Origin of the sequence: Methanosarcina baikalica (genome assembly GCF_031461075.1) — an archaeon.
In the GTDB taxonomy this organism is placed as follows: domain Archaea; phylum Halobacteriota; class Methanosarcinia; order Methanosarcinales; family Methanosarcinaceae; genus Methanosarcina; species Methanosarcina baikalica.
Map to the genome: position 1 here is coordinate 12326 of NZ_JAVKPK010000029.1, position 21694 is coordinate 34019.

16 protein-coding genes are annotated in these 21694 nt (G+C 38.6%); 8 read left to right on the forward strand and 8 right to left on the reverse strand.

What is annotated here, in order from left to right; translation table 11 throughout:
* Nucleotides 1-110: 110 nt before the first annotated feature.
* On the reverse strand, nt 111-839 hold the full coding sequence (locus RG963_RS08610; protein ID WP_310575856.1) for a histidine phosphatase family protein: 729 nt from the start codon (nt 837-839) through the stop codon (nt 111-113).
* Between the two features lie 88 nt (nt 840-927).
* A complete protein-coding gene (locus RG963_RS08615) occupies nt 928-1572 on the reverse strand; it encodes an HD domain-containing protein (protein ID WP_310575857.1) in 645 nt (214 codons plus the stop codon).
* A gap of 523 nt (nt 1573-2095) precedes the next feature.
* Here RG963_RS08615 and RG963_RS08620 point away from each other — a divergent pair.
* Together RG963_RS08620 and RG963_RS08625 are read left to right on the forward strand one after the other, a co-directional pair.
* Complete coding sequence (locus tag RG963_RS08620; RefSeq protein ID WP_310575858.1) at nt 2096-3607, forward strand: DEAD/DEAH box helicase family protein; 1512 nt, start codon at nt 2096-2098, stop codon at nt 3605-3607.
* Nucleotides 3570-5369, forward strand: coding sequence for a DUF790 family protein (locus RG963_RS08625; protein ID WP_310575859.1), 1800 nt, complete (start codon nt 3570-3572; stop codon nt 5367-5369). The genes RG963_RS08620 and RG963_RS08625 overlap by 38 nt, the downstream gene beginning before the upstream one ends.
* Nucleotides 5370-5434: 65 nt before the next feature.
* Here RG963_RS08625 and RG963_RS08630 read toward each other — a convergent pair whose 3' ends face one another.
* Complete coding sequence (locus RG963_RS08630) at nt 5435-6313, reverse strand: SDH family Clp fold serine proteinase (protein WP_310575860.1); 879 nt, start codon at nt 6311-6313, stop codon at nt 5435-5437.
* 199 nt (nt 6314-6512) lie between these two features.
* Nucleotides 6513-6830, reverse strand: a complete 318-nt coding sequence (gene sugE / locus RG963_RS08635; RefSeq protein ID WP_310575861.1) for a quaternary ammonium compound efflux SMR transporter SugE — start codon at nt 6828-6830, stop codon at nt 6513-6515.
* A gap of 218 nt (nt 6831-7048) precedes the next feature.
* Here sugE and RG963_RS08640 point away from each other — a divergent pair, with 218 nt between their 5' ends.
* Nucleotides 7049-8137, forward strand: a complete 1089-nt coding sequence (locus RG963_RS08640) for a radical SAM protein (RefSeq protein WP_310575862.1) — start codon at nt 7049-7051, stop codon at nt 8135-8137.
* Nucleotides 8138-8473: 336 nt separating this feature from the next.
* Here RG963_RS08640 and RG963_RS08645 read toward each other — a convergent pair whose 3' ends face one another.
* Nucleotides 8474-9145, reverse strand: coding sequence for a flavodoxin family protein (locus tag RG963_RS08645; RefSeq protein ID WP_310575863.1), 672 nt, complete (start codon nt 9143-9145; stop codon nt 8474-8476).
* Nucleotides 9146-10198: 1053 nt separating this feature from the next.
* Between RG963_RS08645 and RG963_RS08650 the strand changes: the two genes are divergently transcribed.
* The gene (locus RG963_RS08650; RefSeq protein WP_310575864.1) at nt 10199-10558 is read left to right on the forward strand and encodes an ArsR/SmtB family transcription factor; all 360 of its coding nucleotides are present in this window, start codon (nt 10199-10201) and stop codon (nt 10556-10558) included.
* A gap of 64 nt (nt 10559-10622) precedes the next feature.
* On the opposite strand, the gene RG963_RS08655 is transcribed toward RG963_RS08650, so the two are convergent.
* Nucleotides 10623-10964: a carboxymuconolactone decarboxylase family protein gene (locus RG963_RS08655; protein ID WP_310575865.1), complete on the reverse strand. Its 342-nt coding sequence runs from the start codon at nt 10962-10964 to the stop codon at nt 10623-10625.
* 39 nt (nt 10965-11003) lie between these two features.
* Nucleotides 11004-11153, reverse strand: a complete 150-nt coding sequence (locus RG963_RS08660; protein WP_310575866.1) for a hypothetical protein — start codon at nt 11151-11153, stop codon at nt 11004-11006.
* Between the two features lie 1448 nt (nt 11154-12601).
* Between RG963_RS08660 and RG963_RS08665 the strand changes: the two genes are divergently transcribed.
* From RG963_RS08665 to RG963_RS08675, 3 genes are all read left to right on the forward strand, one after another.
* Nucleotides 12602-13033: a PKD domain-containing protein gene (locus tag RG963_RS08665; protein ID WP_310575867.1), complete on the forward strand. Its 432-nt coding sequence runs from the start codon at nt 12602-12604 to the stop codon at nt 13031-13033.
* A gap of 285 nt (nt 13034-13318) precedes the next feature.
* Nucleotides 13319-13486: a hypothetical protein gene (locus RG963_RS08670; protein ID WP_310575868.1), complete on the forward strand. Its 168-nt coding sequence runs from the start codon at nt 13319-13321 to the stop codon at nt 13484-13486.
* Between the two features lie 679 nt (nt 13487-14165).
* Nucleotides 14166-16673 (forward strand): HEAT repeat domain-containing protein, encoded by a 2508-nt coding sequence (locus RG963_RS08675; protein ID WP_396654704.1) that lies wholly within the window; start codon nt 14166-14168, stop codon nt 16671-16673.
* 594 nt (nt 16674-17267) lie between these two features.
* Here RG963_RS08675 and RG963_RS08680 read toward each other — a convergent pair.
* Nucleotides 17268-20618, reverse strand: coding sequence for a PGF-pre-PGF domain-containing protein (locus tag RG963_RS08680; protein ID WP_310575869.1), 3351 nt, complete (start codon nt 20616-20618; stop codon nt 17268-17270).
* A 303-nt stretch (nt 20619-20921) separates the two neighbouring features.
* Between RG963_RS08680 and RG963_RS16560 the strand changes: the two genes are divergently transcribed.
* A complete protein-coding gene (locus RG963_RS16560) occupies nt 20922-21029 on the forward strand; it encodes a PGF-CTERM sorting domain-containing protein (RefSeq protein WP_396654705.1) in 108 nt (35 codons plus the stop codon).
* The last annotated feature ends 665 nt before the right edge of the window (nt 21030-21694 follow it).

Genomic DNA, 21694 nt, shown 5'->3' on the forward strand with positions numbered 1-21694 from the left:
TCAGACTACCCTTTAGAAGACATAAGTTTTTATTTTTTATATTTAATGTTTTTTATTTCTTCGCCTTTGAGTTAAATTCGGAATCAATGAGTGTACTTTTATGAAAGAATTCAGAGGTTTCTCTTCTTCTCAGCACTTGTTTCAGTGTTTTCCCTTACCAGCCTGCCTTCGAAAAAACGATAAATTGCAAGCTCACCTGTAGAGAACCTGACTTCCCTTATCTCCTCATCAGAAATCCCTTCTATATATTTGGCCAGTGCTCTCAGGCTACTTTGGTGAGCGCAGACGATCACATTTTTCCCTTCTTTTACTGCAGGCAGGATTTTTTGCTCGAAATAAGGCACTGCGCGTTCATATACGGCTTTGAGACTTTCTCCTTCAGGCGGACCCGGCTCAAAGTTCCACCGCCAGCAGGAAAGCTTTTCTGCCCCGTATTTTTCTTCCATTTTCTGCTTTTTCCTGCCCTGGAGCTTTCCGTAATAGCGCTCGTTCAAAGCAGCTGTGGAATAAATAGGAATGAGTTCTTTGCCGAGCTTTTCGGGATATGAGTACCATGCAGTCTGTTCTGAAGTTTTCTCTGAATTCTTTTCTTCATCTGCCCTTTCATGGACAAGGACCCCTGTTTTTTTCTGCCCGGACAGAATGATGAAAAGAGTTTCCTGCGTCCGGATAAGGTTTGAGGCAAAAGCAAAATCCAGTTCGATATTTTCAAGTTCTACTGCGCACTCAAGGGCTTCTTCGATCCCTTTCCTGCTGAGAGGAATATCCAGCCAGCCAGCAAGCCTGTCTTCAGGCTTCAAGCCGGGTTCTCCGTGCCTGACAAGTATAAGAAGGCTCATAAAATTACACTCCATAGATTAATCTCATAGACAAAAGCCAGTAGACACTCCGGTTCTGTGCGTTGAGATTTTCAGGTTCCCGGTTATATCACTTCTTCGATGCAGGCCTGAACTCAAGCTTCGTATCGTAGAGAAGATGCCAGAGGTCGCCTTTTTTTGCCATTCTCTCCGCATCAATTGCAGCTCCCTGCCCCTCAATTTCGAACCTGACACCCCGTTTTCCGAAAGTGACCTTCCCGAGCCTGCTTTCCATCCTGCTGTAATCAAGAGCATCGGCAAGCCGGACAAGGGAAGCCACTCTAAAGGTAAAGTCCTGCAGATCCTCAGGCATTTTCTCGAATTCCTTTCCTTTAAGTTTCCTGAGCTTCTTTTTCCCTATTTTCTTTTTATGCAGAAAAGCCGTCCAGGCAATAACGGGCCATAACCTTTCAGGCAGTTCAGAAGGCGGGTGCAGGCGCAGGATATCTCTTCCTGCTTTGTGGTGGTTTTCAAACCCCGTAACCACGCCGGTATCATGAACAAGCGCAGCTATCTCTACAAATTTTCGAATTTCGTGATCCAGCCCGTGAATAGAATGAAGAATATCAAAAAGTTCAAGAGCATTTCTTGCCACGTTGTCGGCATGGCTGCGCTCGATCCCGTACTTATGGAAAAGAGTTTCCAGAGGCAGAGGTTCGGGAAATACTCCTTCTCCTGATTGGCCATCTTCTGAAGATCTATTATCTGAACTCATTGAACTCCTTTTTAATTTGTCTTTCATTTATATTATAATTAGCTTAACTTAAACTTATTTTCAGTTCTCTTTATTCTGTTGCAATAGAATCAATTTAATTATTAAAAGGCAGAAACCACTGGGGTGAATCCCGCAGGCGTTGCAGTTAACCCGACGGGAACAAAGATAGATGTGGCAAATTCCAACTGGAACACTGTCTTAGCCTATCCCAAAACAAATATAATATTGAAAATTATAAATTTTTCTGGTTCCGAGGCGCAGTTTGAAACGGAAAAACTGTGTCTTTATTTATAGATTAGTCCTCTCGAGCGCAGCTCAGTATCTTTAATATAAACCAGTCCGCTTGATCGAGCTAAGCGAGTGAAACGGACCCCGTGCTGTTGCGATTACATCGCAACTCCCAGAAAATCTCCGATTTCCTGTGATCCCGAAGCGGAACTCGGGAAGGACAGCGTATTCCCAAAGCTCAATTCGGAAATTGTAACTCGTGTATTATATATAACGTCCAGACTTTTAATAAACAATGATCAAAATCAGCTTCAAGCAGGGAACTCTGCTTATACAGGGTAATATAAGAGTTCCCAATGCAGTCTGGGACGAAAGGAACGGAAGCTTCAGAGCTCTTTCCATGTATTACAGAGACACAGTTAACTACCTGAAAAATTCCGGAATTCAGTTTGAAGACGATGTGCTTGACCTTCTTCCCTGTCCTGACCTTGCAGCAGCATACGAGGCTTCAGGACAGAAACTTAAATTAAGGGACTACCAGGCAGAAGCTCTCGTGTCCTGGGGTGAGAATGAGAAATGGGGTGTGCTCGTTCTGCCAACAGGAAGCGGAAAAACCCTTGTTGGAATTAAGGCAATTGCGGGGTGCAATACCCCTGCTCTTGTAGTTGTCCCGACCCTTGACCTGCTCGAACAATGGAAAAAACAGCTTGAAGAAGCCTTTTCCATGGAAATTGGAAAGCTTGGGGGAGGAGAAAAGAAAATTCTTCCGATAACAGTTTCCACATATGACTCTGCCTATATCCACGCCGAAACTCTTGGGAACAGGTTCGGCCTTCTTATTTTTGACGAAGTTCACCATCTGCCTGCATCCGGATACAAGAGCATTGCCGAGTTTTCTGCAGCCCCCTACAGGCTCGGGCTGACAGCCACTTACGAACGGGAAGACGAGCTGCACTCGGAACTGAACAGGCTTGTAGGGGGGAAAGTATATGAAAAACAGGTTTCGGAACTTGCAGGAGGTCACCTTGCCCCTTACAGAATCCAACGGATAGCTATTGCACTTACGGACGAGGAACGGAAAGAGTATGAACAGCACTATTCCGTGTTCCTTAACTACCTCAGGAAAACCAAAATGATAATGAAAGGTCCTCAGGACTTCCGGAAGCTGGTTATGAAAAGTGGGAGAGACCCTGAAGCCAGAAAAGCCCTCCTTGCAAGAAATGCGGCACGAGACCTTGCTTTCAACAGCGGATCAAAACTTGTAAAACTGAGAGAAATCCTTAAAGAACATAGAGAAGACAGGATCTTCATTTTCACGGAACATAACCGACTTGTCCACCGGATTTCCAGGGAATTTCTCATCCCTGCAATTACCTACAGGACCCCTGCAAAAGAAAGGAATTCCATTCTAGAAAAGTTCAGGACAGGAAAATACCGGGCTGTGGTCACCTCAAGGGTGCTTGATGAAGGCATCGATGTCCCTGAAGCAAATGTAGGAATTATAGCAAGCGGGACAGGCAGTAAGCGAGCATATGTCCAGCGCCTCGGGAGGATCCTCAGGAAAAAAGAAGGGAAAGAAGCCCTGCTCTACGAAATCATAGCCGAAGAAACAACAGAAACCGGAACTGCAAGGAGAAGAAAAGAAGCAGTTTCAGCCCGAAAAAATCCTGAAGAAAAAGCCATACAGGGAAAAAAGGTTGCAGAAGAAAGGAAGGTTGATGGAAAAAAGATTTCAGACAACGAAAATCGGATGAAAGGAAATCAAAACGTTGAAAATCCCGGAGGTGGCTCTTCTGCTCACATCTGACCTTCTTGTAACCCGCGTTTCTAGAGGGAAAATAAAGCCCGAATATGCAGCATTTGATTCCGAAAACCTTGAACTTGCAAGGCTCCTGATAGAAACCTTCGAGCAGCATATCGGAAAAACCTACGGGGACCTTCTGGCAGAACTTGAGGGTTATGAAGAGATGAATTACCGCTTCATAAGGGGTCTCTCTCAGCTTCTTGGAAGGCGAGCTGTGATCGAAACGGATGCGGCTGTAGACTCCTCTCTGGCCAGGGAAGCCGTCTTTGAAGCCTGTGGAGGAATGGCTCTTTCTTCTGCTGAAAAAAAAGAGGCGCTGCAAAAAGCGGCGAAAAAATTGTCAATTTCTGTCCGGGAACTTGAAAAGGCACTCTGGGCTGACCTTGAAGAAAATCAGGTCATTAAAAGCTTCCTTCCTCTTTCACCTGCAGAACTTCTTAAACAGTATAACATTTCCCTGACCCAGACCCTGTTTTTCCGCGCAGTTGACCTTGATATCTGGATAAAGGGGGATTTTCAGAAGATACTCTGGAAGATCCTGCGTTCCGGGCTTATGTACTCCGTGGAAGACACTGAAGAGACTACAGGCAAAAAAGGAGCAGGTGAGAAAAAAGAAGGTAGAAAAGAGGAAAAGTCGAGGAATAAAAATGAAAATGAAGAGCCCAAAGAACTAAAAGGTATTCACCTCCATCTTGACGGGCCTGCTTCTCTTTTCCGGATGTCGGAAAGGTACGGGAATTCTTTTGCAAAACTCTTTCCGACCCTCCTTCGATCAAAAGGCTGGAGACTTAAGGCAGGCGTTCTCCACAAAGGTTACCAGGGAAAGCGCATCCTCGAGTTTACCCTTGACGACTCGGAAGAAGCTTTCAAACCCTCATCCGAAGTAATCAGATATCCGGAGACCCTCTCTTCAGGATTTCAACTTGAAGAAGCAAAGGAAGGGTACGAATCCGGAAAAAGGGAAGAGACCGGGAAAAAATATGAAAGTGGACTTGCGGAAGAGGAAGCTGAAGCTCAGGAAACATATGCTGATATTGAAGCCTATGACAGCACACTTGAAAAGATATTCAGCAGCTTCAGTTTAGGGAGCTGGAAGATTAAAAGGGAACCAACAATTCTAAAAGCCGGAAAATACGCTTTTGTTCCGGACTTTTCCCTTCGGAGGGATGGCATGCAGGTATATCTGGAAATTGTGGGCTTCTGGACCCCGGAATATCTTGAAAAGAAGGTTGAGAAACTTAAGGATGTGGAAGAACCTCTGATTCTCCTGATTGACAGAAAGCTAAAATGCTCTGAAAAAGATTTTCCTGCCCAGGAAGTGATTTTCTTTGACAAAAAGATTCCTGCAAACGAAGTCATGAAAATGCTTAGAAAATACGAAGAAAAAAGGCTTACTGAAGACAGGTCAATGCTTCAGGAAATGGATGTCTCACTTTCCGGAGAACTGATAAGCCTTGAGGAAATTGCAACTGAGAAAGGAGTCCTGATCGATGCCTTAAAAGATGTAATTGCAGTCAGACTTGCAAAATCCAGAGAATCCGAGAATTATGTGCTCCTTGAAAACTACGTAATCCACAGGCAGCTGCTTGAAAGAATTGACAGGGAACTTGAAAAACCCGGGGCAGCTGAGACATACGCCGGTGCAGTAAAAGTCTTTGAAGGCTTCAGGCTTGACCGTAGTCTCTATTACCCTGTGCTCGAACAGCTCGGGTATAAGGTCATCTGGACAGGGCTGAGTGAAGAAGACGCAAGGGTGAAAAAATAAGAGATTAAATAAGCTTCTTTTCATGTTCCCAATTCCATTTCTTTCGGCTAATTTTGACTTCAGGTCTACTCGGTATATTCCACACTCTTTTTTACAGGCCTGAAGAGTTTCATAAACTCATGCACGTCTTCGGGAAAATCCGTGCTTACGGAAAGTCCTATCTCTTTTGCTTCATTTGCTGAGAGGGGAGTGCTGTGGATCATCTCTCCACTGACCAGTTTTTCGACCACTTCATCGAGCCTGTTTTCCCCGTTTGGGCCTGGCTGTATTTTACCTTCAAGAAGCTCTTTTGCAATGTGTCTGGTGAGTTTAAGGGCTTTTCTTGAGATATCACTCATAACAAGGGTGGTATCGTCTGCATTTTCTTTTTTTGTTTCGGCGGCATAGATCCAGGAAGGAGCAGGATAAGTCCCGCGCAGGAAATCTCCTATCTGGGGATCGATAGGTCCGATAACGGCATCTTTATCCATAACGATTTCGCTTGCAGCAAGGGCGATAACCGTGCCTCCTGACATTGAGTAATGAGGGATAATGACCCTGGTCTTTTTGGGGTGCTTCCTGAGGGCGCGAGCAATCTGGATGCTGGCATGGAGCTGCCCGCCCGGGGTGTGCAGAATGAGTTCAAGCGGGTAATCTTTGTACTGCCTTATCCAGCGCAGGATCTGTTCGGCATCTTCTTCGTCTATGAACTGGTAAGCAGGCAGCCCAAGAAAAGAAACCGCTTCCCGCCTGTGAATCATGGTGAGCACTTTGCAGCCGTGGCTTTTTTCCATAGCTTTGAGTCTTGACATACGCTGCATCCGAATTTTTTTGAGTTGCGACTGCGGGTAGACGACTGCATATAGAAAGAAAAGTATGAACAAAAGAGACGTTAAATCCCAGAAACTGATTGTCGAAGTGTCAAAGGTAGCCAGAAAATTCCCCCGGAAACTTCCCGAGGGCACCGCCAAAGCTAACCAAAAGGCGCAATTAAAACCCCCGGGCTTAATCCCATGATTATATAGTCCTGCAGGTTTTTAATTTTTGGCTAGCCGCGCTGCACGAAAAAGCGATCTTATAAGGAGATTGAAAAGATCCCGAAGAAGGAGAAAAAAGGAGAAAGAGATCGAAAAGGAAAAGAGATTATTAAAACTTTACATGGTTTCATGGAGAAATCAGCTTGAGTCCCACTATCCCTGAGAAAATCAGAATGATGCAAACAAGCCTGCCGAAATCCATGGATTCGTTAAAGAGCAAGACCCCCAGGATAGTGGTGCCGATAATCCCGATTCCTGTCCAGACCGCATAGCCGGTCCCTATTGGCAGAGTCTTCAGGGCTTGGGATAGGAAATAAAAGCTAAGTAACATGCAGACGACCGTAAAGATGCTGGGATAAAGCCTTGTGAAACCTTCCGTATATTTCAGCCCGATTGCCCAGGCTGCCTCAAAAAGACCAGCGATAAAAAGAAAGGTCCATTCCATTTTTATCCTACAACCTGCTTATGTGAATTTTATGGAAATAGTGAAGATAGCAATTAAAATGTATTAAAAGCCTCTTTCTCTTATAACCTTGCCTGAAAAAATTCCTGGAAAAGCCTGTTAAATTTATTAAAGGTAAAATTCTCGAAACTTGAAATTATAACTATAAATCGAAAGAAGCAAACAATAAGCCTTTAACTCATGCGGGATAATATTTTAACATGGCAGCCCCGAAGTACCTTAAACGTTATCTCAAGGTGCAGAGAGATGAAATGCCTGCCCTTTTCAAGATCACGGAGAGAATTCCTGTCAGCTTCGATCCGGAAATGCCCCTTGAAGAGCTCAGGAAAATTCATGGAAAAGGCATCATAGAATACCGAAAACTTCGGGAGAGCCTTGAAATTGAAGCTATGGAAGCCCTTGCATATAAAGATACAGCTGACAGGTTGACACTGTTTACCGAGAGCTTTCTGAAACTGCCGAAAGCCAATCCGTCCCTCCTTGACCTTAAGGTTGAAATCGTGGACAGGATGCTGGAGAGCTGCAACTGCTGCGGATGGCGCTGCGGAGTCAACAGGAAAGCAGGTGAAAAGGGTTTTTGCAGGCTGACCGACGTTTCCAATTATGACTCCGAATTCCTGCACATGGGAGAAGAACCGGAACTTGTGCCCTCTCATACTATTTTTTTTACAGGCTGTACCTTTGCCTGCGTTTACTGCCAGAACTGGGACATCTCAACTGCCCCCGAAACCGGAACCCGCATCGAGCCCAGAAAACTTGCAAAGCTTATCGATCTCAGGAGGATGCATGGAGCAAGGAACGTAAATTTTGTAACCCCTACCCCGCATCCGCATACCGTCCTGAAAATAATCCGGGAAATGTCCGTAAATAATCCTGTTGTCTGGAACGCAAATATGTACCATTCCCCTGAAATTGCTGAAATTCTTGAAGGGGTCGTGGATGTGTACCTCGGGGACTTCAAATACGGAAACGATGTATGCGCCCAGAAATACTCAAAGGTAAAAAATTACCTGGAAATCGTGCAGCCCAATTTCGAATTTGCCTACCAGACCGCAGAAGTCCTGCTCCGTCACCTTGTCCTCCCGGGTCACCTCGAATGCTGTACAGGACCAATTGCCGAATGGGTTGCAAAAAATATTCCGCAAATCAGGTTTAACCTCATGTTCCAGTACAGGCCATGCTACAGGGCAATGGAATATCCGGAACTGGATCGCTTCCTGACAACAGAAGAAGAGGCTGCAGCAATATATATTGTGAAAGAGGCAGGGATTGAGGACGTGCTCATTTGAGTGTGCATGAAGCCGGGAAAAGTCAATTTTAAGCACAACTCCAGATCTCTTTTTGATCCCATTTACTAATTTTTGTGCTCTCCGGTTAATTGGCTGGTATTATTCCGAAATAACCATACATGTAATAGTATATCGCGCTCTTTCTTTCCACGTGCCGGACCCCACTTGAGCCTGCCTGCGTACAGCAGATAAAAACGAAAGCACTAGCTTCGCGAGAGTTTCTAATAAATTATTTATTACTCTCAGTACTATTGTTACCTGGGCAGGAAAACACTCGAACTATAGTTACAAGGCCAAATAATGTAACTACTCGATGAATCATTCTTCCATCTTTCATTATTCTTTCATCCAGCCCTTTTCCATCCAGTAATCACAGTTGTGTACCCAGTGTTCTTTGTTGGCAAAGATAACGTATTTGAACCGCGCTCTCCAGGCTTCATGCATGGCTTCCTGTTCCGGGTATTCCTTATTCTCTTTTATCGCTTTAACAAGGTCTTTGCCCATTTCACGCGATTTTTCAATGGCTGCTTCCATTGCTGAAGGACCCTGAGACATAGAGTAGCCAACTCCCCCTATAGTGTTGCCTCCGCAGTGTATCATAAAATTATCCATAATACCAAGGACAAAATCGACTTCACCGCTGCCTGCAGTTGTTAAGGAAATGCCGTATTTCCCATCAAAGAGCTGTTCATGAATAACACGAGGGCTTCTATCGAACATAGTTTTGAGCTGGGCTGTTATGTTTGTTATGTAATTGGGACTGCTCAGAATTATGCCGTCCGCAGCCAGCAGTTTTTCCAGTACAACATTATAATCGTCTTTTATTATACATACCCCTGTCTCATGACAGGAATTGCATGCAGTGCAGTATTTGATTTTCATCTTCGCAATATCTATGGATTCGATCTTAGCTCCTGTTTTTACGGCTCCGTCCAGAGCTGCTTCCAGCAGTTTTAAAGTATTGCTGTTTTGGCCTCTTGGGCTTGACGATATTCCGACTATCTTCATGGTTTCCCTCTATGAATTTTTACAAAATAACACTACTGTATTCAATTAAAGCTTTATTATCCCTTTTGTAATTTCTATTGAGTTGTAGATTGCCTGCATAATAAATACATAGCCAAGGCATTAATTCTGAAAATCTGTGTTTTGTGTACCGTCGTATGATAGCAAAAAAGACAAATAAAAAAGAAAACCTGAAACTCAGATCCAGGCACATTAGAGATCTTTGCGGGAAAGCTTGTATAGATGTATTGCAATAGTAACTATATAAAAAATATGGGGTCGATGGATTTGATAAGTATAAAAAAAATCATAAAATATATAATCTTTGGTATTTTCATTGGAATACTACTGGTTTACCTTAAGCTCAAGAGAGTACGCATTCAAGAATAAGCTTTAAGGAATTATAATAGGATTTACGCGGTTGCCTGTTGCATGCAACTTTTGAATTTTCACAATTTTTACACTAAGGAATACGTTTACCTTGTTAGAAATTGATTAACAGTATGTCTTGTAGTGCTCCACTTTGTTTCAAACCACGTAATCCCATTTTTTCTTCCTGCATATCCAGTACACCTGTAGCTCGTATTGCGTATCACCATCTTTGGAAACTATCCGAAATACCTTAATGAAACCGTATTCATTCAGATGAACCGTTATTCCGTTTGGTGGAATAGTTAACAATTCAATTGCTATATCGACAGTTATAATCTCATCTGTAGGTGCGGTAACTAAAGAAAGAATATTCTCGGCTACATTTTTACTTTTTTTGACGCAGAAGCTTTTACTATCGACCTATAAATGCGTAATTGCTCAAGACATATTAATCCTGGATCTTTAGCTGTCCTAACCGTATTTTTAAACAGCCCTGTGATCAATTTTATTTACTGATATATCTCATCTACAACAGACTCAACCAAATGGTAGATATGATCGAATAAGATCTCGAATATCCAGAGGTAAAGTCCAGAAAAAGATTGAGTATAAATAACAGCATATTAGATATCAAACAAAATTGATATGGAAGTCCTTATTTAGAAAGCTTAACTTATTTTATTTATGAATTATTGTTGTCCTGCCGACCCTGAGAAAAAGAAGGAATGGGAAGAGAAAATGCTTCAGGAAATCGATTTCCTGGACAATGACATAAAAAAAGCCAGCGAGATATTCAGTGCTCTCGGGCATCCTATAAGGTTGAAGATTGCTTATTTTCTCTCCCAGAGAGACCACTGCGTTTGCGAGCTGATATTTAAACTAAATGAAAGACAGAACCTGGTTTCCCACCACCTGACAATCCTGAAAACCTGCGGGATCGTGGAAGCCTACAGCAGTTCAAAATGGCATTTTTACAGACTGAATCCCGAATTTGGAAATATTTTTAACATTATTACGCAACTGCATAGCAAAAAATCAGAATAAACTAAGTTAAGTTAGAGAGAATAAATATAAATATAAATATAAAAATGAAAATAACTGGGATTTTTCAGTCGCCACAGCAACATCCGCAGTCTTCTTCTTCCTTATCTTTTTTAAAGATTTTATCGTATATATTTTCCCCGTATATATTCGTCCATCCTATCTGTGAACCAGCAGCAACAAACATTGCAACTGAAATGGCTTCTGCGATCTCCTCCTTTGTGGCCCCTGCAGTAATCGCTCTGTGCGAATGCGCATCAACGCAAAACTGGCAGCGCATAAGGACAGAAGAGGCAACAGCTATAAGTTCTTTGGTTTTGAGGTCCAGATAACCATCTTTAAAAATGGAATTTCTCATCTGTCCGAACGCTTCCGAAGTTTCAGGTAGCATTTCGTTCAAAAATGACATTAAAATCAACCCCCTAAATAACTAGAGATATAATAAAGTTCAATGACCGGGCTTTCTGCAAAAAGCAGAGTTCCACTGCATGCTGCTACCTCTATTTTCAGGTTTATGAGTATACAGAAGGTCTTCATCATTATCTTTTGAGTTATTTTCAAGGACCTCTTCCTGCACCACATTATTTTGTTCTTTCATTTCCCAGCCTCCTTAATTAATTAAATTTCAAAGCGAATATAACCGATAAAAAACGAATATAACCAGTAATATAAACTTAAGTTTTAAAAACCCTTAGGATAGATATCAAAAGAAATTGATACATAGCTACTTTTTTCCGTATTATTCCATCTTATAGTTAAATAGGACTTCATTTGTCTTCAGTTAATAATATATTAATGCTAAAATGACTACTGCAACATAACGATGGACACAGTCATTGCAAAGCTTTTTGCCGTTGGGGCTGCGATGCACGAGAATATTTCATACATCACAGTAAGACAAAAAGTCTACTGGCACCTGTAACGGGACAATCGCAATATCACTTTTTTTAGCATATCCCGATTATGGTTTTTTGATTTTTGATAAGTTGTAATTTTCTCCCAAAAAAACGTAGGGTTGGAGTTTTCTAATGTGACTTCGAATTCCACGAAGCTATTGCCGGAGATCAGTGAGAACAATAAACCTGGTTGAAGTTTTGGAAATAAATTAAATCAGAAAAAATTAGTACTATCTGAATAATAACTATTAAAATGAATTTAAAAAGACATGCTCTTGAACAGAATGATATATTTTTAGAATTTAAAAGATTTTTCTTCCCAAGTAATTACATCTCAATTACCAAGGACATATTTAAAAAAATAATATAATTAATTTATATTATATGTTTTAGGTTTACAACCGACTGGTATATAGGGGCACTAATTTTAAGTTAAAAATCAAATAATCCCAATTATATTTTATTAATATTTTTATATTTTCTTAAACTTAGCCTTATTAGCAAAAATTATATAAGTAAGAATGAACCGGGATAAATTATTTTTTAAATGTTTAGAAGTTTTGTCCTGGAAACTCAAAAAAAGTTCCAATGACAGTTAGATGGTAACCAGGACTACGCTCCTGCAACCGAAACAAACCAGTTGAAAGTGACTGACTATTTTATTAATCCTTGTTTTCAAGCTTGTAATAATTGAAGCAAGATGGGATCTTATTTAGTTACGGTTGGAGTACGGTTGGAGTACGGTTGGAGATTCGATGCCTCACAACGACCCGGTTATTTCTTCTATTAACCAATCTCAGACTATTTCCCTTGGCTGTTATCACTCTTTTTAGACTCCGTTTGAGTGGGGGGAGCTGTGACGTGTATACAGAGCAGATTAGGGGGATTAATGAGGGGGGCTAAGAGGTATGTTGAGAATAACCTTCTCATAATCCTTGTTTTTAAGATTGTAACAATTGAGAAGAGTATTGAATGAATTTATAATGTCATAATCTTTTAGATAAAAAGATAAAGCTTTATAAAGCTTTAAATTTGCCTCGCGTTTTTTATTTAATCTCCTGAAAATAAGTATGCTTATATGATAATTTTCCCTAGGATTTTTGTACGGGTGTTCCCCGATCAAACTTATAAAAAAAACAGGAGGAATAAAATGAAAAATAATGGAAAGTCTATATGGAAAATAACAGTATCTCTTTTCACTATATTAATGATGTTGACTTTATTGTCTGCAGAAGCCTCTGCAAAACTTACTATATACCCGACTCCTCTTGGTGCAGGAACTCCGCCAGCGACATCACGTCTATCCTGCGCCTGCGGAGATAATCGTATTGATTATACGGCTGTAGCCGTTTCAAATGATCCACGAGTAGTACAATTTAAGGATCGATCAACAGGTGATGAGACATATATCAGATGGGACTTTGGAGATGGAACCTCTCTCTCAGGAACACAAATTACTTCATCACTAAAAAATCCGGTACACAAGTTTCCAAAGACTGGTTATTATATTAGTTGTATGACTATCAAGGGTAGTGGCTGTGTTGAGAAGATGTGGGTTCATAAGACTTTAATTCTTAAATAAATTTAATAAAGTTAACAGCTTACTTACTACTTCTAATTTTTATAAATCGTGTTTTTATAATAATAAAATTCTTTGATTTGTTTTTGTTTAAAATCGCAATCATCTAACGCTAAATTAGTTTAGATATATGTTTCTTACTATTTTTTTGCATTTACCGGCTCCTCGTCGAAGGAAACAAGTGTATTTGTATAATCTCTGTAATACCCATCCCAAACAAATATCCTCAAAAAACTCCTCATTTTTAGCCCCAACTTAGCAGTTGTAAATTTAGTTGAAAATGGTACAATGGATAAAAAAGATTTCATTATAACTGAGAATTATAATCTAAGGTTAAAGGGGCCTGGGGCTAAAAAAATAGTTAATGAGTTTTCGAATATGTTAAACAAAACTGTAGACTATGGAGATAAACAAACAACTTGGGGATCTGTTTTACTCTTAAAAACTAGGAGTTAAGCCATTATTTAACAGAAAAAAAATCAAAAAACTTGATTTTGTTAATCCTGAATTTGGGGTTTTTAGGGTTGATTCTCAAGAAATTAGGCAAAAAATCCTTAACATTTCTTATGTTGATTGGAAAAAACTAGGTTTTTCGAAGGGAACTTTACATTACATGAAACAAAACGCAAAAAGTGATAAACCTTTCACTCTCAACAGCCATGTTTTAGAGAGAGTCAAAGCTTGGGAAAACTTGGTTTCTAGGGGCCAGGTTAAGGCTTGAGAGGGTTTTAATTTTTAAGGTTAGAGGCTAAGTTTTAAAATTTGGGGTTAAAGAAAAAAAAACTAAAAGTTTTTTTACAAAAAACTCTTTTTTAAACTCTTTTTTAAGCTTTTTTAAGTTTTTTAACTCTTTTTAAACTTTTTTTAAAGAACTGTTTTTCTAAAACTGGTTTTTTTTCACAAAGAATTTTTTTTCAAGAAAATTCAAAAATTTTTAAACAAATGTTGATAATGAATTCCTAAAACCAAAAAGAGAGTATTTTTTTCTTATAAATGAAATAATGCATTAAGAAATCCATAATCTCAATAATTTGAGTTACACAACAACCAAGTTAAACAACAACCAAGTTAAACAACAACCAAAAAGAAACCGTTTTGAACTTTAAGTTTTATAGGAACTTATGGTGTAGGGAAATTGAAAATGGATCAGGATGAGCTTCTCAGAAAATGTTTTTGTGATAATCCCGAAAAAAGTAGAAACGCAGTGTGTGAAGTCGGGTTGTATTTTGACTTATTACCAGATAAACAGAGGGCATGGGATGAGTTAATTAAGTTAATTTCAAGTGAAGATAGAGATGTTAGAAGTGAAGTATCAAAAGCACTTGGTACAGTAATTCAAGATGTGCCTGATAAAGAAAAAGTATGGAAAAATTTGATTATACTGCTGACAAGTAGCGAATTTTATGATCTGAGAAGTGAAGCAAAGAGTATGCTTAGATCCGTTTTTCAATACCAACTGGATAAACAAAAAGCATGGGAAGATTTACGCGAGCTAATTTTTGATAAGGACTCTTATGTTCAATGGAATGCAATAGAAATCTTAGGATCTGTTTTTCAAGACATACCAGACACAGACAAAAAAGACGCATGGGAAATTTTACGTGAATTGGCTGTAGACAAAAAAGATCCTACAGCAGCAAAATCGTTAGGATGGGCTTTTCAATATATTCCAGACAAAAAACAAGCATCTGAAGATATTATTAAACTCTTAGAAGATGAAAAGGATGTAATAAGAAAAGGCGTGGTAGAAAGTATTCATTCTGCTCTTCCTTATTTAGTAGATAAACAAAAAGTCTGGGATGTTTTAGTAAGATTGACAAATGACAAAAATTATATTGTGAGTACTACTGCATCAGGGGAATTAGGTGATGCCTATTTATATACTCCAAATAAAGAAAAAGCATGGAATGATATACGTAAAATGGCTTTTGAAGGGGATGCGAGAGTCAAAAGTGGCATACCATATTCAATCACTACTTTGTTTGATTCCGCCCCAGATAAACATCAAGCTTGGATTATACTCCACAGATTAAGTTCTGATGATGATAATGATGTAAGATGGTTCTCAGGACCTTCAATCGGACTTATTTTTAGTCGTTTATCTGATGAAGACAAGAAACAAGCTTGGAAAGATATTAATAGATTAGTATATGACAATAATGGGCTTGTAAGAAGTGGTGCTGCAGAAACTTTTCGACACACGTTTCCTTATATATCGATAAAACAGCAACAGCAAGCTTCAGATGACTTACACACATTAACACTTGATAAGGAAAGTCTTACAAGAAGACATATAGCTGAGTCAATAGGTTTTATATTTCCTTATTTGCCTGGTAAAAAACGTGCATTGAAGGATTTAAAAAGGCTAGAATCAGATGAACATACATATGTGAGTTCATGTGCATATCATTCTCTTGGAAAAATCTCAATATATAACTCTTCTCAAGCAACAAATGAATTTGATTGTAAAAAAGAACTAGAACTCGCTGTTGAATATTTTGAAAAATCTGCAAAGAGAGCATATGATTTTAATCCATCTCAATTTTGTCTTCCATTCTATAGATCTTTCCAAGCAATAATTTTTAAGGAAAATGAAACCGAAGATCAAGTACAGAAATATCTAACTGAAGCAAAAAAAGCAATTAGAGGGTCTAATGACAAAAAGACTCTCTATGAAGCTATTAAGAACCTTGCTAGTGCATTAACAGAAGTAGAAAATCTAGATTTTATAGATAAGAAGGAAAAACTTAATTCCTGCAGAAAATACTGCGAAATTGCTTCAGAGTTAATGAAGGATACTGAAAAAACAGCCCCATATGCTACAGAATTAATAAGAAAAGGGCTTCCCATTCTAGATCAAAAACTAAAAGATCTTCTCGATGAAATTCAAGAAAGAGCAAAGACTACATGTAAGGAATCAAAAGGAACTGCCACAGAAGAAATTGTATGGGAAATCAATAAAGAAATTCAAGAGAGAAAAATAAGTGATACTCTGGAATTAGAGCAGTTTTTAGAAGATATGGCTTATTCTTTAAAACGAAAAATAATTGATATACCTGAAAACGATTATCTTCTTAATAAAATTGAGTTAATGAGATATGAAAAGAATACTGGAAAGAAACTAAGAATCTTTAGTTTTATTATTGAAAACCTGCCTACTATTAGAGTTGTTCCAGAGACCGAAATAAATAATAAATTTTGTAAGTTGGATCTCATCTATGATAATACTATGGATATTAAAATCGAGTTGGAGATGATCGGTAAAAAGTTGAGTTATATAAACTTTGATATCTTCAAAAACGAACTGAATTCGCATAATATTATTTCAAGCCTCAATGCAATGAAAATAGAATTGGAAAAATTGAATGAAATGGAGAGTTTAAATATAGTCTCTATTGAAAAATTAGATTTCATGCAGGCTGAGAGGCTAAATGGTTTAAACAACGATATGCTAGAACGCTTCGATGAAATAAAAAACATAATATATGAATTTTCTAAAAATAATGACAAATTTCATCAGGAATATTCTAAAAAGTTGGATGAACTAAAACAATCAGAGTCTGATAGGATACTACAAAGAACCTCTGCATTTATTACATTAATTGGTTTTGTGATTCCTATGATGATTACACTAGCTCATTAAAAACAATCTATAAATGGGCTAAATTACCGAATAAATGGTATAAGTCTCTATCTTACCTTCTTCTCGTATTTTCCAAATTAATTTTTAGATTCAGTAAATACATAAAAAGTCATGTGATTACTTTATAATAATATACAAAAAATTCGTTTTTTATTAATTAAATAGAATAAAATAGATTTGATTTTAGTTAGGCAATTTTTGAGAAAATACGGTTGTGCATCATTCCTACAAAACAGCGTACAAAAAATTCGAGATCCCTATTACCCATAGAATTAGTGCGAGGGGTGAGATTCGAACCCACGAAACCCTTCGATACCGGATCTTAAAAATTATATTATTATAAATATGAAAAAATAATTTTAATACCCATACGTGAAAAATTTAAAATTGCGGGATTCTATCGGCTTTAATTACTTTTTAAAATATCTATTTTATATAAAGCTATAATACCATCCAGTCTGAACTTATCTTTAATATTCTCAGTATTCTGACAATGTAATATATGAGTGAAAATATCTCTCAAATTTGATCAAACATGGTTAAATGCTTGCCAGATTTGATATAACTCTAACTATTTCATTATATTTTCCAATTTTATCTTCTATAAAGTAATACTCCAAACAGGCAGATGACAGCATAAACTATATCAAAGCCTGGAGTGCTCATACTTTTCGTCTCAGAAGTACTATCATTTTCTTGATTCAAAGGCTGTTGTGTAATATCTGAAACTACATCCTCATTATTTTCAGATATTATACCGTCCTTGTTTTCTTTTGCTGTTGAATTACCTGTTATTGCAAAGGACGAGAATCCAGATGTTTTAGCTGTAAAATACAAATATTTGTCATCTTCTCCTGACAGGTTGGTTGAAAGCTGGTTCCATTTCTTGTCACTGTACCTGTTCAGAGTGATTGAAGACTGGCCGATACTTTTATCTTTTATCCAATTTTTTTCAACCTTGAAATTTATGACTACATTTGCGATATTATTTGAATCTCCAAAACCGCCGTTTCCGACCCAGATATTTAGGTACTTGTAAACTTCGCCAGAAGGCAATCCTGTAACCAGAGTCGATTTCCCTTTCAACATTTCAACAATAGTTGTTGTCTTTCCGGCTGTCTTCTGTGAGTCGAAGCTCAAATATAAAACAGGAGTAGCCTTTTGTGGGAAATCAAACTTTACAGTGCTTCCACTTGTTATGAAAGTCTGTGAAATCTCTTTAGCCCCAACATTACTTTGAGGTTCAGGAGATCCACCAGCACCTCCACCACCACTGCTTCTGTGGCTACTCCCACCGCTTGAGCTACTTACTTCTAGGACAGTTATTGTGGTAAGTTTTGAATTCGCACCATTTTCATTGCTTGCTGTCAGGTTAACTGTATAAGTCCCTATTTCAGAGTAGGTATACATAGGGTTCTGCTCGGTTGAAGTAGATCCATCTCCAAAGTCCCAGTTCCACTCTGTTGCGTTTTCTGAACTGTCGTAAAACTTTACAACAAGAGGTGCAAAACCCTCATTGACATTGCTGCTGAAGTTAGCTACTGGAAATACTGGTTCAGGCTCTGGGATAATTGCAATTCCCCCAGGAGAAACCTCAATATTCACTATTGATGAAACAGTATCGTTTGAGGTGTCAATTACAGAGATATTGTTGCTATAATTGTTCTCATAACTGCCCTTGGTAACCACATATACCTTTTTTCCATTAGGTGAGACTGCAATCTCTTCAGGATACTTTCCTACATTCAATGTGGTTAGTACTTTTCCTGTAGCTGTATCAATTACAGAGACAAAGCTATTTCCGCCAGTTACATATACCTTTGTTCCTGTTGGATTGACTATAACTTCTTGAGGTCTTCTTGTTACATCCACCGTAGCTATAACGGCATTTGTAGCTGTATCAATTATAGAGACATAGTAGTAAGTTGTCACATATACCTTTGTTCCATCAGGTGTGACTGCAACTCCCCAGGGATGTTCGCCTACAGGTACTGTAGCTATAACAGTATTTGTTGCAGTATCAATTACAGATGTGGTATTGCCACGGACAGAATTGTTGCCACAGTTAGCCACATATACCTTTTTTCCATCCGGGGTTACTGCAATTCCCCTAGGAGTATTTCCTACAGGTACTGTGGCTTTAACAGTATTTATTTCGGTGTCAATTACAGAAACATTGTTACTACCATAATTTACCACATATACCTTTGATCCATCCTGTGTTACTGCAACTTTAGAAGGATCAATTCCTACATTCACTGTAGCTATAACGGTATTTGTTGCGGTATCAATCACAGATACATTGTTACTTCCAAGGTTCGCCACATATGCCTTTTTTCCGTCAGGTGAGACTGCAACTCCTTGTCCACTCCCTACTTTTACAGATGATATAACTATTCCAGTCTCTGTGTCAATTACAGAGAATGCACCGTTATTCGTAATGTATACAAATGGCCATGTGGCTGAGACTCTTTTTCCAACAGTTATGTTAACAAGTTTGGAACTAGTATTGATTCCATTGCTAACTGTCAAATTAACGGTATAGTTTCCTGAAGTCTTGTACGCATATACAGGATTTTGTTTTGTGGAATCTGATATCCCATCACCATCCAAGTCCCAGTTCCATAAAACTGCGTTTTTCGAAAGGTCTGCAAACTTGACAACAAGGGGTGCAGTACCATTAGTGACACTGGCTGTAAAGTTCGCGGTGGGGGTCACTGTATTTTGCGGACTGGACAGAGATACAAGAGGTAAATAGTCAAATTCATCTTCATAGACATTATAAGGATCCTCATAAATTTTATAAGGCAGGTCTCCAATCCCATTTCCATCCAAATCCACGCAGATCTGGGAAAATCCGGTTCCATCGGGTTTTGCCCAGAAGTTTCCTCCAATGTAAGGGCCTCCGGCAATGTTATTACCTCGAGTAAGTGAACTGTTCCAGGTATTTCCCCCTGCGCCAGCTACAGGCCTTACGTTTACAGTGTTATTAAAATAATTATTGTAGATCCGTTTACCGCCTTCGTCATACTGATCAACAATCCCGCATTCTGAACTGGACATTATCGTGTTGTTGGTTATTTCAACGCCAAGACAGCCATCACTTAAACTAATCCCTACACCACAGTTTGATATTGTATTATCATAAACTCCTGCTCCTCCTGTAAACGAAAGATGTATACCACATTGGCAGTCAGTAATCCTGTTATTACTAAAATTTACTCCCGTATCATATGCACTAATTCCGAGGGAACAATTTGAGATCATATTACCTGATACTTCATTATTTCTCCCACAGCAGCCAATAATTATACCGCCGTTAGAAATTTTATTTCCGGCTATTAAATTGCCTGATGACTCGGCTCCCTCCGTAATATAACCGTTTTCAATGGTATTACCTGTCAGATTATTCATATCGCTTTGATACGTAAATATCTCTTCGTTAAGCTCATCGTTAAAAAACAAGTTTTCAGAAACGGTATTATAACTAGATCTATTGAGAAAAACACCCTTCTTGTTTTCAATGAAAATATTCCCTTTAATCATGCAATTGGTAGCATTCTCAAGGCAGATTCCACCTGTAGTATGATCAAAAGTCTCCTTATTGGCTCCTGTTATATTGAAGCCGCTGATTGCTACATTATCAGCTTTTATGCGAAAAACACTTTCACTTTCATCCAGAGGTTTTACCTCCACATCGCTATTTTTCAATCCTGACCTGATAGTTAGCCCTGTTATATTAACAAGAATATTTTCAGTATAAGTTCCAGGTCTCACGATTATTGTGTCCCATGGTACAGAATTATTCACAGCTTCCTGAATTGACCTGAAATCAGCGCCAGAACTATCATCTACTGTAACTTCCTTTGCCGATGCAGTAGCTGAACTGGATATTATAAAAATAAAAATTAAAATTATTAAGGGAACTTTTATTCGATTTATCATATATTTCTCCTTAAATTCTAGTATATTTCTCCTTAAATTCTAGTATATTTATCCCTAAAAAAATTAATACAGATTACATTTCAATAACTTTTAAACATTTCCTGTTGTCCAGTTCCTAATAAATTCTTGAATTGAATCTTTTTCAGGAATAGAGATTGAATCGAAGCGAGCCATGTAGAAATATGAGGGTTTTTCACAGGAGAGCATTTTTGAAGATAATACAGATATATTTAATACACATCTTTACAAGTATTTTAATTATGTCATATCTTCAGGATTTTGAGCAAAACAGTACAGGAGCGAATGTTGAACAGACGCCTGAGCAGAAAGAAAAATACAAGCATACCGGGCTTCGGTATCATATACGGGATAACCGGGTTACTTGGAGTATTCTTTTGTAAAAGAAGATGATAAAAGCAGAAAGCTTCAAAGTTACTTTCGATAGGATAGAAGGCAGCTTTGTAGTGTTGCTTGTAAGGGATGAAGAGACAATTAAAATTAACATCCCTATCCTTTTTACTTCCTGTAGGAAGCGGGAAAGGCGATATTCTGGAAATTGACATCATTTATTCATTAAATAAAATGTAGGGGAAATTACGACGACAATAAAATATCTTTTATTTATTTTTTGTTTTTTATCTTTAGTGCTTGTAGGAAATATCTCCTTAGCAGGTGCTGTACCGCAAGAGGAATGGAGTGCAATTTATGGGGGTATGGAGTATGACAATGGATATTATGCTCAGGAGACCCAAGATGGGGGATATGTGCTGGCAGGAGAAACTTTGGTTGATTATGGAGAAGAGGACAGTGCTGCCTTTTTGGTAAAATTAAACTCGGATGGAGTTGAAGAGTGGAATAGAACTTTTGGAGGTCCAGGGCTTGATAGTGTATATTCTGTCAAACAATCAGAAGACGGAGAATATTTACTTGCAGGGTCACTGGAAAGCAGGGGAGATCTGGGTGCAGGTCTTTCTGATGCCTGGCTGATAAAAACTGATTCCAATGGAACAGAAGAATGGAACAAGACTTTTGGAGGAGCAGATTATGACTCTCTGCACTGTATTCAGAAAACTGAA